This window comes from Sinorhizobium sp. B11 (assembly GCA_039725955.1).
GTDB lineage: Bacteria > Pseudomonadota > Alphaproteobacteria > Rhizobiales > Rhizobiaceae > Rhizobium.
Window position 1 is genome coordinate 803,191 of the sequence record CP091034.1, and the last position, 15,068, is coordinate 818,258.

The following is a 15,068-nucleotide window of genomic DNA, read 5'->3' on the forward strand; positions in this document are numbered from 1 at the left end:
ATTCGCAACAAGAAAATTCATAGGCAATGTTTTGAGAGCGCAGCCATTGCGTTTGTCACTGCAGCGCATACATGCAATGCCCTTGTAATGTGCATATGCATGCTGGCGTCGCCGATCATATCGAAGGAAGAGAGATGGCTGGATTTTTGAGAAAGCTGATGCCGAAGCGGTTTCGGAAGGATGGGATCGTCATACCCGTCGTCAAGCTGCAGGGCGCGATCATCAGCGGCGGCGGTCAGTTCCGCCCGACTCTCAATCTCGCCAATGTCGCGCCGGTTCTGGAGAAGGCCTTCTCCGCGAAGGACACGCCGGCTGTTGCCATCTCGATCAATTCGCCGGGCGGTTCGCCTGTCCAGTCTCGCCTTATCTTCGCACGCATCCGTGAGTTGGCGCGCGAAAAGCAGAAGAAGGTGCTGGTCTTCGTGGAAGATGTGGCGGCCTCCGGCGGCTACATGATCGCGCTGGCGGGCGATGAAATCATCGCCGACCCGACCTCCATCGTCGGCTCGATCGGCGTCGTCTCCGGCGGCTTCGGCTTTCCGGAGCTCCTGAAGAAAATCGGCGTCGAGCGCCGCGTCTATACGGCAGGCGAGAACAAGGTGATCCTCGATCCCTTCCAGCCCGAGAAGGAAAAGGACATCGAATATCTGAAGAGCCTGCAGCTCGAGATCCACCAGGTCTTCATCTCGATGGTGCGCGAGCGCCGCGCCGGCAAGCTGACGGACGATGCGACAGTTTTCTCCGGCCTCTTCTGGAGCGGCACGCGCGGCCTGGAACTCGGCCTCATCGATGGCCTCGGCGACATGCGCCAGGAACTGAAAAAACGCTATGGCCAGAAAACGAAGCTTCAGCTCGTAACGGCCACCCGTGGCCTGCTCGGTCGCCGTATTCCCGGCATCTCGCCGGTCTCGCTTGAAGGGGCGGCTTCCGGTCTCGCATCGGGGCTTGTCGAAGCGGCGGAAGAAAGGGCATTGTGGAGCCGCTACGGGCTCTAACGGGAGAAACGAGGGGACATGGCACAGCTAGTTACGTTATTGATCCTCGTCTGCGCGGGCTGGTGGCTTTACCGCCGCTTTGTTTCCGATGCACAGAGGCTTGCTGAAAAATCCCGCCGCGCCGAGAAGGAGCGCCAGACGGGAGCGGTCGGCACGCTGGTGAAGGATCCCGCCACGGGCGAATATCGCCTGAAACGGGAAGAGGATTAGGCCGAATTGGGTCGCTACTATCACTAACCGGCCCGCCGTTTGTCGGCTTTATCCGGACACGGCGCAAAAGTCTTGACCCTTGCGGCGCTGCGTGGCACCTGTCGCGCTCATATTCCAAGCAATCGGTATTCTTCCATGCCCGCGACAATTCCAGACCATATGAACCCGAAGCGCTCTTTCCAGGCGCTGATCCTCACCCTGCATAATTACTGGGCGGACAAGGGTTGTGCGGTCCTGCAGCCCTATGACATGGAAGTTGGCGCCGGCACCTTCCACCCGGCCACGACGCTGCGCGCGCTCGGCCCCAAGCCTTGGAAAGCCGCATACGTTCAGCCCTCCCGCCGCCCCTCCGACGGCCGCTATGGCGAAAACCCCAACCGTTTGCAGCACTACTACCAGTATCAGGTCATCCTGAAGCCGAACCCGCCGAACCTGCAGGAGCTTTACCTCGGCTCGCTCGCGGCGATAGGCCTCGACCCGCTGCTGCACGACATCCGCTTCGTCGAAGACGATTGGGAAAGCCCGACACTCGGCGCCTGGGGCCTCGGCTGGGAATGCTGGTGCGACGGCATGGAAGTCTCGCAGTTCACCTATTTCCAGCAGATCTGCGGCATCGAATGCTCGCCGGTCGCAGGCGAGCTGACCTATGGTCTCGAGCGCCTCGCCATGTATGTTCAGGGCGTCGATAACGTCTACGACCTGAACTTCAACGGCCGCGAGGGCGACGAGAAGATCAGCTACGGCGATGTCTTCCTGCAGGCCGAGCAGGAATATTCCCGCCACAATTTCGAATTCGCCAATACCGAGATGCTGCATCGCCACTTCATCGATGCCGAAAAGGAATGCCAAGCGCTTCTCGCTGCCGGCGCGCCTGGCGACAATGCCAACCAGCGCCTGCATAAATGCGTCTTCCCGGCCTATGACCAGTGCATCAAGGCAAGCCACGTCTTCAACCTGCTCGACGCCCGCGGCGTGATCTCCGTCACCGAGCGCCAGAGTTACATCCTTCGCGTACGCACGCTGGCCAAGGCCTGCGGCGAAGCGTTCCTGCTGACGGACGCGGGTGGCCTAAATCTCCCGAAAGAGGCGGCGTAAAAGCCGCTCGGAAAAAATCTCTGCTTCTTCAACCATTCTGCTTTTACGTTGCATGGACCGCTCCTACATTGTCTCGTTGCGCGGTAAAATTGAAGTATAGATTCGGGACGCCCTTTGAAGAGCAAGCCTCTTTGTTTTAGAATTTCATCTGTGAGTTGTCCGAGCGGAATGCTTCGGGTGGTCTCATCGTGGATTATCCTATGCGTGTTTTCCGCATTGCTGACGTCATGCGGCAATTTTGACGAGGAGTTCCTGGTCGAGTCCGTAAAGACGACGGTTGAAGTGTCCGATGACGGCAGTGCTGACGTGTCGGAAAACTTCGCCATCGCGGTCAAGAAGTCGACCAATTACGGTGGCGTCTACGTTGATGTACCGCAACGCTTCAAGGATGCGTCAGGTAACGTTCACCGGCGAGATTTCGAGCTGTTTTCTACCCGGCGCGATGGGCGTGAAGAACACCATTTTGTAGAACAGAATGTGCCGGGCTACTCGATTTATATCGGCAAGGAGCATTGTAAGCGCTGCCCTACCAACATTCCCGTCGGCCTCAGCTATATCAAGATCATCTACCGGCTAGGCCGTCTGGTCCGTGAAGAGGATGATCAACAGGTTCTTGTCCTGCCTGCTTATATGGGCCGTGTTCATGACTGGAGCGCCGAGAAGACTGTTGTTCTCACAGTTCCGCCCGGGGGTGTGCTGCGCCCGTTAAAGCTTGACCCCGCAGCTTATGAAATGACGCAGAATACACCCGGCGAGATCGAAGTATCTATTGCTGCAGGTGAGCCTGACCGGGTGCTCCCTGACATTGAGATCGAATACCCGAAAGGAACCTTTCGGCAGGCGACGATTGGGACGCAGGCGCGCTGGTGGCTCTCCGACCATTTTTTGACATTCATAAGCATTGCCGGGCCGGTGATCACAGGCCTGTTCGTCGCATTGAGATTGCGATCCAAGTGGCAGTTGCCTGAGAATTTGGCGGACGTAGACACCAAAGTGGTGCGGACCACATCTCCTGCTCTGGCCGCCTATCTTTTCTGGGATTGGAAGGAGGATGCTGCAAAGGCCGCGTTTCTGGCTTCTGTCTGCCATCTCGCAGTGAAGCGAAAGTTCCGCATTTCCGGTCTCAATGAAGACGCCGAGGCTTCGGAATTGTCCGCCAAGAAAGCACGAAAGGGCAAGGTGACTGGCGTCAAGTGGTATAGCCTTCCGGCCGCCAGCCGTTTGGTCTTCGAGCAGATTGAGAAAGAAAAACCTGTCGATGATCGGCGCAGAATTATGCGGGCTTGGAACAATTTGAACGGAGAGCTGTACAAGAAAGTTGTCGAGGAATACGGGCGCTTAAGTAGTGGGGTGGATCGCAGTAAATTATTGACTGTACTTTCTGTCCTGGTTATTAGCGTTGGGGTTGCGTATTTTTCGGGCCTATTGCTTTATTCTGTGGCCGTATGCGGTATATTGCTAATGTCGCTTCTTGTCGCGATGGGAAGCCTGCGCCCGGAGCGGATCAATTGGCCCAACAATTTTAAGGACGCGCTCGGTTTATATGTAGGTCTACCTGTATTGGCGGTTATTGCGCTGTACTACATTACCACCGCCGAGCTTGTCAGCGAACAGTGGCCATATCTGCTGATCATTGTGATGGATATTGCCGCCCTCGTCGCCGCTCTGATGATGAAGCGCACGCCAACCCCAACACAACGTCAGCTCCGTAACAATCTGCTGGCGCTAAATCGTTATTTTCTCGGTAAGATAGATGGTCCGAAAATGTCGATCGAAAGCTACGAGCGTTGCCTTCCATTCGCCATAGCATTTGGCGCAGAGCAACGCTGGACCGCGCGCTTCAATCAGTGGCTGGCGAGCGAACAGATAGATGCCTACGCTCCTGATTGGTTGAAAAAATCCTAGAATTGGATCTCAGCCGTCAAGGTCCCACCAAATCGGCAAAAGCATTCCTGCGCCATCATGACTTTACTGCGTCGAATCATTAACGTGCGGTGATCGGAACTCGGAGTGCATTCGCATGTACATAATACTCGCTATTGTCGTCCTCATCGCACTCTACGTCATCTTCATCTATAACGGCCTCGTCCGTTCCCGGCAGATGGCCGAGGAGGCGTGGTCCGGAATCGATGTGCAGCTGAAGCGCCGTGCCGACCTGATCCCGAACCTGATCGAGACCGTCAAGGGATATGCGGCCCACGAAAAGAGCACGCTTGAAGAGGTCGTCGAGCTTCGCAATAAGGCTCAGGCCGTTCCTGCTGGCGATGTTGCCGGCAGGGCGCAGGCCGAAGGTCTGCTCGGGCAGGCGCTTGGCCGGGTGATGGCGCTGGCCGAAGCCTATCCCGATCTCAAGGCCAACCAGAATTTCTCCGAACTCCAAGCCTCGCTGGAAACGATGGAAAGCGAAATCCAGATGGCACGCCGCTATTACAACGGCGCGGCCCGCGATCTGAACGTCAAGGTCGAAAGCTTCCCCTCGAACCTCGTTGCCGGCCAGTTCGGATTCTCCAAGCGCGAATATTTCGAAATCACCAACGAGGCCGATCGCGCCGTACCGTCAGTCAAGTTCTGACCTTTGTCTTTGCCCAAAAACTGCTATGAGCAGTCCGACAAGGCCGCTCGCGGCCGCTGCAAGGGACAGAAGAGACAAGCGCAATGAGTAAAGCCAAGCTCACCATCATCCCGCCGGGCAAGCCGCTCACCGGTCGTGCCGTGGTTCCGGGCTCGAAGTCGATCACTAACCGCGCCCTGCTTTTGGCAGGTCTTGCCAAGGGCACGAGCCGGCTGACCGGCGCGCTGAAGAGCGACGACACGAAATATATGGCCGAAGCGCTGCGGGCCATGGGCGTGCAGATCGAGGAGCCCGACGATACGACCTTTGTCGTTACCGGCAGCGGCAAGCTCCATCAGCCGAAAGCCCCGCTTTTCCTCGGCAATGCAGGCACGGCCACCCGCTTCCTGGCGGCCGCTGTTGCCTCCGTCGACGGCACGGTCGTGGTTGACGGCGATGAGCATATGCGCAAGCGGCCGATCGGCCCGCTCGTCGCGGCGCTGAGGTCGCTGGGCATCGATGCTGAGGCGCCGACAGGCTGCCCGCCGGTGACCGTGCGCGGCAACGGGCATTTTGCCTCCGGCCGCGTCGAGATCGATGCCGGTCTTTCCAGCCAGTATGTTTCAGCTCTTCTGATGGCCGCACCGCTCGCCAAGCAGGGCGCCAACGCGCCCGTCACGATTGCGCTTGCCGGTACCGATATCGGTGCCCGCGGCTACGTGGATTTGACGCTTGCAGCCATGGAGGCCTTTGGTGCCAAGGTCGAACAGCTCGATGCCGCGACCTGGCGCGTCGAGCCGACCGGCTACACCGCAACCGATTTCGTCATCGAGCCGGATGCCTCAGCGGCAACATATCTCTGGGCCGCTGAAGTGCTGAGCGGCGGTACGATCGATCTTGGTGTAGCGAACGATGCCTTCACCCAGCCGGATGCCAAGGCCTATGAGACGATCGCCAAGTTCCCGCACCTGCCGGCCGAAATAGACGGCTCGCAGATGCAGGACGCCATCCCGACGATCGCGGTTCTTGCCGCCTTCAACGAGACACCGGTCCGTTTCGTCGGCATTGCCAACCTGCGCGTCAAGGAATGCGACCGTATCCGCGCCCTATCCACGGGGCTGAACAATATTCGCGAAGGTTTGGCGGTCGAGGAAGGCGATGATCTGATCGTCCATTCCGACCCTGCGCTCGCGGGCCAGACGCTGCCGGCCGATATCGACACCTTTGCCGACCATCGCATCGCCATGAGCTTTGCGCTTGCCGGTTTGAAGATCGACGACATTACCATTCTGGACCCTGATTGTGTCGGCAAGACCTTTCCGGCTTACTGGCGTACGCTTGCGGGGCTGGGGGTTGCCTACAAGGACGAGGCCTGAGCTGAGCCAGGGCTGACCGCAATCGGGAGGGGACATGGTCCGGCGGTTTTTCGGCATTTGTTTCGCGCTATTGCTGGCGCTTGCGGCACAGCCAGCGATCGGTGCGGAATTCATTGCGTCCTTCGATTCCGCCATCCAAGTGGAAAAGAGCGGGGCGATGACGGTAACGGAAACGATCACCGTCAATGCCGAAGGTGACCGCATACGGCGAGGCATTTTTCGCGATTTTCCGCTGACCTTCAGAGATGCAAGCGGGCGGCGTCGCAGCGTCGATTTCAGCGTCGTCTCGGTCAAGCGTGACGGCAGGGACGAGCCGTGGCATACGGAATCCGTCTCCGGCGGCATCCGCATTTATGCCGGCTCCGAAGATGTCACGATCTCTCCCGGCCGCCACCAATATGTCTTCACCTATCGGAGCGACCGTCAGATCCGCTATTTCAACGATCATGACGAACTTTACTGGAACGTCACCGGCAATGGCTGGATATTCCCGATCCGCTCGGCCGTGGCGACGGTCACCTTTCCCCAAGGGGTGATGCCAGAGGATGTGACGTTCTTCACCGGCCCGCTCGGGGCCACGGATAAGAATGCTCGCTCAAGCACCGATGACAACAGGCTGGTTGTCGCGACCACCGCGCCTCTCGGTGAAGGCGAGGGGCTGACCTTTGCCGCAAAGCTGCCGAAGGGGGCGATCGATCCACCGAGTGCCGATCAGGAAAGTTCCTGGTGGTTCAACGATAACCGGGATTATTTCATTGGGTTCGGCGGGCTGATGCTCGTCTTTCTCTATTATACGCGCTCCTGGCTGAAGGTTGGCCGTGATCCGGCGCGTGAGATCGTCGTGCCGCGATGGGATCCACCTTCCGGCATCTCGCCGGCCCTCGTCAACTACATCGACAACAGAGGTTTTTCCGGTCAGGGCTGGACGGCCCTTTCGGCCACGGCTCTCGATCTCGCCGTGCGCGGATACGTCCGGCTCGATGACCTCAAGAACGCCATCGTCATACGCCGCACCGACAAGCCGCTCGGCAAGGAGAAGCTGCAGGCAGGCGAGGCGGATCTCCTGAAAGCCGTGGGCGGCAGCAACGATACGCTGACCATCGACAAGGCCCACGGCGAGAAGGTCAAATCCGTCGGCCAGAGCTTCCGCTCCTCGATCGAACGGGAACACCGCGGCAAATACTACAATTCCAATGCCGGCTATATCACCGGCGGCGTGATCCTGAGTGCCGCGGCTTTGGTGGCCCTCTTCGTCTTCGGTTCGCTGGAACCGGATACGATCGCACTGATGGTTATCCCGATCGGCATTTCCGTCTTCCTGTCCATCTTCGTTGCGGGTTTTGCGAAAGCACTGCATCACGGCGGCTCGCTCGTGAGCAAGATTTTCGCCGTTGTTGCCATTGCGATCGCCGTCTTCGTGGGCTTGAGCATTCTATCGAGCGTCGTGCTGGCGCTCGCCTCATCACTGATGGAATTTCACGAAACGCCGATGCTCTTTGCCGTCGGCGGCATCGTGCTCTTCAATATCCTCTATTTCTTCATCATGGGTGCTCCGACACCGCTCGGCGCCAAGATGACGGCCGGCGTGGATGGCCTCAGGCAATATCTGACGCTCGCCGAAAAGGACCGCATGAACATGGCCGGCGTGCCGCAAATGTCGCCGCAGCATTTCGAAACCCTGCTGCCCTACGCGGTGGCTCTCGGTGTCGAAAAGCCGTGGTCGCGGACTTTTGAGTCATGGCTGGCCGCAGCCTCGGCGGGCGCTGCCGCGGCTGCCTATAATCCTGGCTGGTATTCCGGCAACTTCAATAGCGGCAGCTTTTCGGACCGGATTGGCGGCTTCTCGTCATCGATGGCCTCGACCATTGCTTCCACCATTCCGTCCCCACCGCCCTCCAGTTCGTCCTCGGGCTTTTCCGGCGGCGGTTCCTCAGGTGGCGGTGGCGGAGGCGGCGGAGGCGGGGGCTGGTAAGCATTCCCGCTTGACCTTTTTGGCCTTCCCGCTTAACCGCCAGACCAACAGGCCAGGTCAAGAGGCCTGACCGGCAGGAAAGGGATCAGGCATGAAGGTTCTGTTGATCGGATCGGGCGGACGCGAGCACGCACTCGCCTGGAAGCTGGCGCAATCGCCGCTGATGACGGAATTCTATGCCGCCCCGGGCAATCCCGGCATCGCCGAACATGCCACGCTCATTGCCCTTGATATCGATGACCACGATGCGGTGGTCGCCTTCTGCCGGCAAAAGTCGATCGACTTTATCGTCGTCGGACCGGAAGCCCCATTGGTATCAGGCATTGCCGATCGGCTGCGTGCCGCGGGCTTTGCGGTCTTCGGACCGTCTGCGGCGGCGGCTCAACTCGAGGGTTCCAAGGGTTTCACCAAGGATATCTGCGCTCGTTACAACATCCCGACCGGTGCCTATCAGCGCTTCAACAATGCTCCGAAGGCCAAGGCCTATATCCGAGAGCAGGGCGCGCCGATCGTCGTCAAGGCTGATGGCCTTGCCGCCGGCAAGGGTGTGACGGTCGCCATGACGCTTGACGAGGCGCTCGCCGCCGTCGACGATTGTTTCGAAGGTGCTTTCGGGCAGGCCGGGGCCGAAGTCGTCGTCGAAGCCTATCTCGATGGCGAGGAGGCGAGCTTCTTCTGCCTGTGCGACGGCAAGAATGCCCTGCCGCTCGCAACCGCCCAGGATCACAAGCGCGTCGGCGAGGGCGACACCGGACCCAACACCGGCGGCATGGGGGCCTATTCGCCCGCGCCTGTCATGACGGCGGATATGATCGAACGCACGATGAAGGAAATCATCGAGCCGACTATCCGTGGCATGGCCGAAAGCGGCCATCCCTTCAGCGGTGTCTTCTTCGCTGGCCTGATGATGACCGCCAAGGGGCCGGAACTCATCGAATACAATGTCCGCTTCGGGGATCCCGAATGCCAGGTGCTGATGATGCGGTTGAAGAGCGATCTCCTGCCGCTGCTGCTTGCATGCGCTCACGGCACCCTGGATCAGGTCGCGGCCGAATGGACCGACGACCCGGCCCTGACCGTCGTCATGGCTTCAAAAGGCTATCCAGGTTCCTATGAGAAGAACACGCCGATCCTCGCGCTGCCGGCCGCCGGCGAGGGCGAGAAGGTGTTTCATGCCGGCACATCGCTGAAGGACGGTGCTCTGGTGGCAACCGGCGGCCGCGTGCTGAACGTGACTGCGACCGGCCACACGGTTGGTGAGGCCAAGGACCGTGCCTATGCCCTTCTCGACGGCGTGAAATGGGAAAATGGCTTCTGCCGTCGCGATATCGGCTGGCGCGCAGTCGAACGCGAAAAGGCGTAAGCAGCGGGCGGACGACGGGCCGTTTCGCTAAATTTTTACCCTTTCTTCTGACGGGATGGAAACAAAGCTGCGCTAATCTGGCTCCCAATACATCGGACCGAAAAGTGTGAAACGGTTTTCGGACAGCCGATGCTCGAACAAACTGAGAGCGGTGGACCGTTTCCCGTCGCTGCTCTCAAGGGAGACGGAGTAACATTGATGCGTCGGATTTTCCTCAGTGCGGTATTCCTGCTGGCGGCTGGTTCCGTCATGGCGGGCTCGATCGAAGTGGTCGGACCGAGCAAGGCGAAGGAAACAGGCAGCATCATTACCGAAACCTGCGACCACTGCCCGCCGCTTCAGACGGAAGCCTCCAAGAAGGATTATTCGGTGCCGGAACTGCTTCCCGGCGCCTTCCAGCAGGCCGAGGTCCGTGATGTCGACGGAGAAAAGAAAATCTATCGCACCGAAAACTGGATGGGTGGTTCCCCCGTCCTCTTCGTGAGCAAGGCAACGCCCGAGCAGATGCTTGCGCTGGCCCCATCGGCGCCCGTCGAGGGCATCGACAATGTGGCGACAGCTGCCGTCATAGGCAGCGATGCCAAGCCGGTGGCGGCTGGCGTTGTTGGAGCCTTGCCTCTCGACGTCTCCGCGTTTGAGCTCCGTTTCTAGTTGGATCCTTTTGCCACTCCTATCGAAGTTTCGATCACCGCGAACGCACTCTGAACAAAAGCAGGGTGCGTTTTTCTGTTAAAATAAGTATATTCTAATTTACATGATTGCATTCGCGACTTGATTGCAACTTACACAAGTCTGCAAGAAGACACCCATCAATTCTACTAGTCCGCTCGAGTAGAAGTCGTGCCTTTGTTAAATGATAATTTAGTCATCCTCTCTAATTTTACTTAGGGAGGACCGGAGAGCGCATGAACGCGTTAGCTGGGCGCGCGATTTCTCGCGCGCAGGTCGGGAGTTGACCGATCCGGGATATTGCTTTTCACCTTTTCCGTGAGGTCAATCATGAAGAAGCTCAAGATTGCCCATCAGCTTTTTGCGCTGGTCGGTGTTCTGATGGCTGCATTTGCAGTCGCGACCTATTTTGAAATCCGTACATCCGAGCAGGCGATCTATGATGAGCGTTTCGACATGCTGCGCACGCAGGTCGAATCGGGCATCTCCGTCCTCAACACCTTCTACGAACGCGAGAAGGCCGGCCAGATGACGCATGAGGCCGCCCAGGCGGAAGCCTTCGACATTCTGAAGCGCGTGACCTTCCAGCCATCGGGCTATCTTTTCGGCTTGACTACAACGTCATCCAGATCTTCCATCCGAGCCCGGTCAATCTCGGCAAGGACATGAGCGGCCAGGTCGACAAGACGGGCGCGAAATTCAGCCAGGCCCTTGTCGACCATGGCAAGGCCGGCGGCGGCCGTACATATTATTACTGGACCAAGCCCGGTCAGCCGGAAGACCAGGTCTTTCTCAAGGGCGGCTATTCGAAGGCCTTCGAACCCTGGAAGATCGTCGTCGGCACGGGCGTTTATCTCGACGACCTGCAGGCCAAGGTCAATGAGACGATGTGGAAGGCTCTCACGGCCTGCGCCATCGTCTTCGTTGGCGGTATCGGTGCCGCCTTCTACTTCATCCGCGGCATATCGAACCCGCTGAAGGACGTTCATAACGCCCTGCAGGCGGTCGCCGAGGAAGATGTCTCCCTGACGATCCCGCATACCGGCATGAACAACGAAGTCGGCATGATGGCGAAGGCGACGCAGTCGCTGCAGGAAAAGATCCGGGAACGCCACGCGATGTCGGATCGCGAGGCTGCCCAGCAGCTGGCTCTCGAGAGCGAGCGCGAAAGCAACCTGCGCCATCAGCAGGACGAAGCCTCGCTGCAGGCCCGCGTCGTCAGCACCATCGGCCAGGCGCTGGAACAGATCGCCCGCGGCGACCTGACGGTTCGTTGCGCCGATATCGGCCAGAAATACGCGGCACTGCGTGACAACTTCAACGATGCGCTCTCGCATCTGGAAGCTGCCATGGCCCAGGTCAGCGCCAAGGGCGGTGACATCGGCGTTGCCAAGGAAGAGATCCGCCGTGCCTCCAACGAGCTGTCGCAGCGCACCGAGCGCCAGGCCGCCAGCCTGGAAGAAACCTCGGCTGCTCTCGATGAGCTGACCGTCGCCGTTCGCCAGACCGCCGATGGTGCCCATGAAGCCAGCAAGCGGGTTCACTCGGTCTCGACCGAAGCCACCCACAGCGATGCGATCGTCACCCAGGCCATCGAAGCCATGAGCGGCATCGAGAAGTCCTCGTCCGAGATCACCAAGATCATCGGCGTCATTGACGAGATCGCCTTCCAGACGAACCTCCTGGCGCTGAATGCCGGTGTCGAGGCAGCACGTGCCGGCGAAAGCGGCAAGGGCTTTGCCGTCGTCGCTCAGGAAGTGCGCGAACTGGCCCAGCGCTCGGCTGCTGCCGCCAAGGAGATCAAGGATCAGATCGCCCGTTCGTCCAGCCAGGTCGACCACGGTGTCCGCCTCGTCGGCGAGGCAGGCGAAGCGCTGAAGCGTATCTCCGACCAGATCAAGGCTGCCAACGAGATCGTCGCCAAGATCGCCCACAGTGCCTCCGAGCAGGATACGACGCTGCGCTCGATCTCGTCTTCGATGAACCAGCTCGACGCCGCCACCCAGCAGAACGCCGCCATGGCCGAAGAGACCACGGCATCGGCCGAGACGCTGGCTGCCGATACCGACGAGTTACTGAACCTCATCCGCGGCTTCCGCATCGGCAACGCCGCGGCGGCTCCGGCCATGCATCAGGGTCGCCGCGCCGCTTAAGACGGGGCGACTGCAAGCCTTTTCATCACCAAAATATTAGCGGACCGCCGGATGAATATCCGGCGGTTTTGCTTTTGGTATACCCCCAGATTTGTAGGGAAATTTTGTCTAAAATCTAATAAAATTAAAGCTTTATTATAGGATGAATGCCAATCGTAGCGAACCGGTCGCAGCATGTTCTTTTAGCAGCGGTAGATGCGTCGCCTTTATCCGGCGCGCTCGCACAGGCGGTAGAAAACCGCACCGGAATGCAGCCACCCATTCCCGTTGCGAGGCATCATGAAAAATTTGAAAATATCGAAACAGCTTATATTGCTGGTCGTCGGTCTGATGATCGCGTTTGCGATCGCAACCACCCTCCAGGTCCGCTCCTCGGTCAATGCGATCTACAAGGAGCGCTACGACATGCTGCGCTCGGAGGTCCAGTCCGCGGTCTCCGTTCTCAAGCTCTATCAGGCGAAGGTGACTTCAGGCGAAATGAAGCTGGAAGACGCCCAGAAGCAGGCCTATTCCACCCTGAACGCCATGAAATACGACCCCGACGGTTATTTCTTCGGCTACAGCTACGACATCCAGATGATGTTCCACTACGACGCCTCGAAGGTCGGGCAGATCAACAAGGGTCAGCCAGACAGCAAGGGCAAGCTCTATCGCGAAGAACTGGTCAAGGTTGGGCAGCAGGGCGGCGGTCTCGTCGAATATTATTCCACGGCCAAGCCGGGACAGCCCGTCGGTGACTATCGCAAGACGGCCTATGCACTGGCCTTCGACCCTTGGAAGGTCGTCGTCGTCACCGGCGTCTACATGGACGATCTCGATGCCCAGGTGAACGACAAGATCCTGTCTGCACTGTCCGGCAGCATCGTGCTGTTCTTTGTCGCCATCGTGGCCGCCTATCTGGTCATCCGCGGCATATCGAACCCTCTGAAGGACGTTCACACGGCGCTGCAGGCGGTTGCCGAGGAAGATGTCTCCCTGAAGATCCCGCATACGGGCATGAACAACGAAGTCGGCATGATGGCGAAGGCGACGCAGTCGCTTCAGGAAAAGATCCGGGAACGCCATGCGATGTCGGATCGCGAGGCTGCCCAGCAGCTGGCTCTCGAGAGCGAGCGCGAAAGCAACCTGCGCCATCAGCAGGACGAAGCCTCGCTGCAGGCCCGCGTCGTCAGCACCATCGGCCAGGCGCTGGAACAGATCGCCCGCGGCGACCTGACGGTTCGTTGCGCCGATATCGGCCAGAAATACGCGGCACTGCGTGACAACTTCAACGATGCGCTCTCGCATCTGGAAGCTGCCATGGCCCAGGTCAGCGCCAAGGGTGGTGACATCGGCGTCGCCAAGGAAGAGATCCGTCGTGCCTCCAACGAGCTGTCGCAGCGCACCGAGCGCCAGGCCGCCAGCCTGGAAGAAACCTCGGCTGCTCTCGATGAGCTGACCGTCGCCGTTCGCCAGACCGCCGATGGTGCCCATGAAGCCAGCAAGCGGGTTCACTCGGTCTCGACCGAAGCCACCCACAGCGATGCGATCGTCACCCAGGCGATCGAAGCCATGAGCGGCATCGAGAAGTCCTCGTCCGAGATCACCAAGATCATCGGCGTCATCGACGAGATCGCCTTCCAGACGAACCTGCTGGCGCTCAACGCCGGTGTCGAGGCAGCACGTGCCGGCGAAAGCGGCAAGGGCTTTGCCGTCGTCGCCCAGGAAGTGCGCGAACTGGCCCAGCGCTCGGCTGCAGCCGCCAAGGAGATCAAGGATCAGATCGCCCGTTCGTCCAGCCAGGTCGACCACGGTGTCCGCCTCGTCGGCGAGGCAGGCGAAGCGCTGAAGCGCATCTCCGACCAGATCAAGGCTGCCAACGAGATCGTCGCCAAGATCGCCCACAGCGCCTCCGAGCAGGATACGACGCTGCGCTCGATCTCGTCTTCGATGAACCAGCTCGACGCCGCCACCCAGCAGAACGCCGCCATGGCCGAAGAGACCACGGCATCGGCCGAGACGCTGGCTGCCGATACCGACGAGTTGCTGAACCTCATCCGCGGCTTCCGCATCGGCAATGCCGCTGCGGCTCCGGTCATGCATCAGGGTCGCCGCGCCGCTTAAGACGGGGCGACTGCAAGGGATTTTATCACGAAAGAAGTTAGCGGCCGCCGGCATCCCCGGCGGCCGTGCCGTTGACGCCGATGCGTTCTATCAGCCGATCGATCTCGCGGTCGGAAAAGACTTCAATGCCTGCCCGTTTCAGTGCTGCCGCGGTAACGCCGTTCCCGGTCCGCCGGTTGCCCGAGAAGGAGCCGTCATAGATAAAACCGGAACCGCAGGACGGGCTGCCGTCGATCAGCAGCGCATAGCGGCAGCCGCTGTCGACCGCGAGCCGCACGGCATTTTCCGCCGCCCGCAGGAATTCCTCGGTCACATCGCCACCGGTCAGTTCCACGCCGCGGGCAGCTCCTGCCAGCACATCCTCGCCGTCAGCCGCATCGCCGATTTCGGCAGGTGGCCGCGGCACAGGCATGCCGGCCGACATTTCCGGACAGATTGTCACGATCAGGCCTTCCTGCATCCAGCGTTCGATTGCCGGATGGACGAGAGGTTTCGCGCGCCCGTCATATCGAACGGCGTGGCCCATGAGACAGGCACTGACGAGGATCTTCGACATCATGGAACGAGCTTTAGTGGATATT

11 protein-coding genes and 1 pseudogene are annotated in these 15,068 nt (G+C 59.6%); 11 read left to right on the forward strand and 1 reads right to left on the reverse strand.

Going from position 1 to position 15,068, the window contains the following annotated elements:
* The first annotated feature begins 134 nt into the window (after positions 1 to 134).
* From LVY75_13735 to LVY75_13785, 11 genes and pseudogenes are all read left to right on the forward strand, one after another.
* A complete protein-coding gene (locus tag LVY75_13735) occupies positions 135 to 995 on the forward strand; it encodes a S49 family peptidase (protein XAZ24275.1) in 861 nt (286 codons plus the stop codon).
* Positions 996 to 1,013: 18 nt separating this feature from the next.
* Positions 1,014 to 1,205, forward strand: coding sequence for a hypothetical protein (locus tag LVY75_13740; GenBank protein XAZ24276.1), 192 nt, complete (start codon positions 1,014 to 1,016; stop codon positions 1,203 to 1,205).
* Positions 1,206 to 1,340: 135 nt separating this feature from the next.
* Positions 1,341 to 2,300: a glycine--tRNA ligase subunit alpha gene (locus tag LVY75_13745; GenBank protein XAZ24277.1), complete on the forward strand. Its 960-nt coding sequence runs from the start codon at positions 1,341 to 1,343 to the stop codon at positions 2,298 to 2,300.
* Positions 2,301 to 2,468: 168 nt separating this feature from the next.
* Positions 2,469 to 4,205: a DUF2207 domain-containing protein gene (locus LVY75_13750; protein XAZ24278.1), complete on the forward strand. Its 1,737-nt coding sequence runs from the start codon at positions 2,469 to 2,471 to the stop codon at positions 4,203 to 4,205.
* Between the two features lie 115 nt (positions 4,206 to 4,320).
* A complete protein-coding gene (locus LVY75_13755) occupies positions 4,321 to 4,872 on the forward strand; it encodes a LemA family protein (GenBank protein ID XAZ24279.1) in 552 nt (183 codons plus the stop codon).
* Between the two features lie 83 nt (positions 4,873 to 4,955).
* The gene (gene aroA / locus LVY75_13760; GenBank protein ID XAZ24280.1) at positions 4,956 to 6,227 is read left to right on the forward strand and encodes a 3-phosphoshikimate 1-carboxyvinyltransferase; all 1,272 of its coding nucleotides are present in this window, start codon (positions 4,956 to 4,958) and stop codon (positions 6,225 to 6,227) included.
* Between the two features lie 34 nt (positions 6,228 to 6,261).
* Complete coding sequence (locus LVY75_13765) at positions 6,262 to 8,199, forward strand: DUF2207 domain-containing protein (protein XAZ24281.1); 1,938 nt, start codon at positions 6,262 to 6,264, stop codon at positions 8,197 to 8,199.
* A gap of 91 nt (positions 8,200 to 8,290) precedes the next feature.
* Complete coding sequence (gene purD, locus LVY75_13770; protein XAZ24282.1) at positions 8,291 to 9,562, forward strand: phosphoribosylamine--glycine ligase; 1,272 nt, start codon at positions 8,291 to 8,293, stop codon at positions 9,560 to 9,562.
* A gap of 198 nt (positions 9,563 to 9,760) precedes the next feature.
* A complete protein-coding gene (locus tag LVY75_13775; GenBank protein ID XAZ24283.1) occupies positions 9,761 to 10,213 on the forward strand; it encodes a hypothetical protein in 453 nt (150 codons plus the stop codon).
* Between the two features lie 348 nt (positions 10,214 to 10,561).
* Positions 10,562 to 12,384 (forward strand): annotated as a pseudogene (locus LVY75_13780) (methyl-accepting chemotaxis protein).
* Positions 12,385 to 12,663: 279 nt separating this feature from the next.
* Positions 12,664 to 14,487 (forward strand): methyl-accepting chemotaxis protein, encoded by a 1,824-nt coding sequence (locus LVY75_13785; GenBank protein ID XAZ24284.1) that lies wholly within the window; start codon positions 12,664 to 12,666, stop codon positions 14,485 to 14,487.
* Between the two features lie 37 nt (positions 14,488 to 14,524).
* On the opposite strand, the gene LVY75_13790 is transcribed toward LVY75_13785, so the two are convergent.
* The gene (locus LVY75_13790; GenBank protein XAZ24285.1) at positions 14,525 to 15,046 is read right to left on the reverse strand and encodes a DUF523 domain-containing protein; all 522 of its coding nucleotides are present in this window, start codon (positions 15,044 to 15,046) and stop codon (positions 14,525 to 14,527) included.
* Positions 15,047 to 15,068: the final 22 nt, after the last annotated feature.

Excerpts from the sequence above, each read along its gene's own strand:
- aroA (XAZ24280.1), top strand. The coding sequence starts at position 4,956 with ATGAGTAAAGCCAAGCTCACCATCATCCCGCCGGGCAAGCCGCTCACC.
- LVY75_13775 (XAZ24283.1), top strand. The coding sequence starts at position 9,761 with ATGCGTCGGATTTTCCTCAGTGCGGTATTCCTGCTGGCGGCTGGTTCC.
- LVY75_13790 (XAZ24285.1), bottom strand. The coding sequence starts at position 15,046 with ATGATGTCGAAGATCCTCGTCAGTGCCTGTCTCATGGGCCACGCCGTT.
- purD (XAZ24282.1), top strand. The coding sequence starts at position 8,291 with ATGAAGGTTCTGTTGATCGGATCGGGCGGACGCGAGCACGCACTCGCC.
- LVY75_13745 (XAZ24277.1), top strand. The coding sequence starts at position 1,341 with ATGCCCGCGACAATTCCAGACCATATGAACCCGAAGCGCTCTTTCCAG.
- LVY75_13785 (XAZ24284.1), top strand. The coding sequence starts at position 12,664 with ATGAAAAATTTGAAAATATCGAAACAGCTTATATTGCTGGTCGTCGGT.
- LVY75_13735 (XAZ24275.1), top strand. The coding sequence starts at position 135 with ATGGCTGGATTTTTGAGAAAGCTGATGCCGAAGCGGTTTCGGAAGGAT.
- LVY75_13740 (XAZ24276.1), top strand. The coding sequence starts at position 1,014 with ATGGCACAGCTAGTTACGTTATTGATCCTCGTCTGCGCGGGCTGGTGG.
- LVY75_13750 (XAZ24278.1), top strand. The coding sequence starts at position 2,469 with ATGCTTCGGGTGGTCTCATCGTGGATTATCCTATGCGTGTTTTCCGCA.
- LVY75_13755 (XAZ24279.1), top strand. The coding sequence starts at position 4,321 with ATGTACATAATACTCGCTATTGTCGTCCTCATCGCACTCTACGTCATC.
- LVY75_13765 (XAZ24281.1), top strand. The coding sequence starts at position 6,262 with ATGGTCCGGCGGTTTTTCGGCATTTGTTTCGCGCTATTGCTGGCGCTT.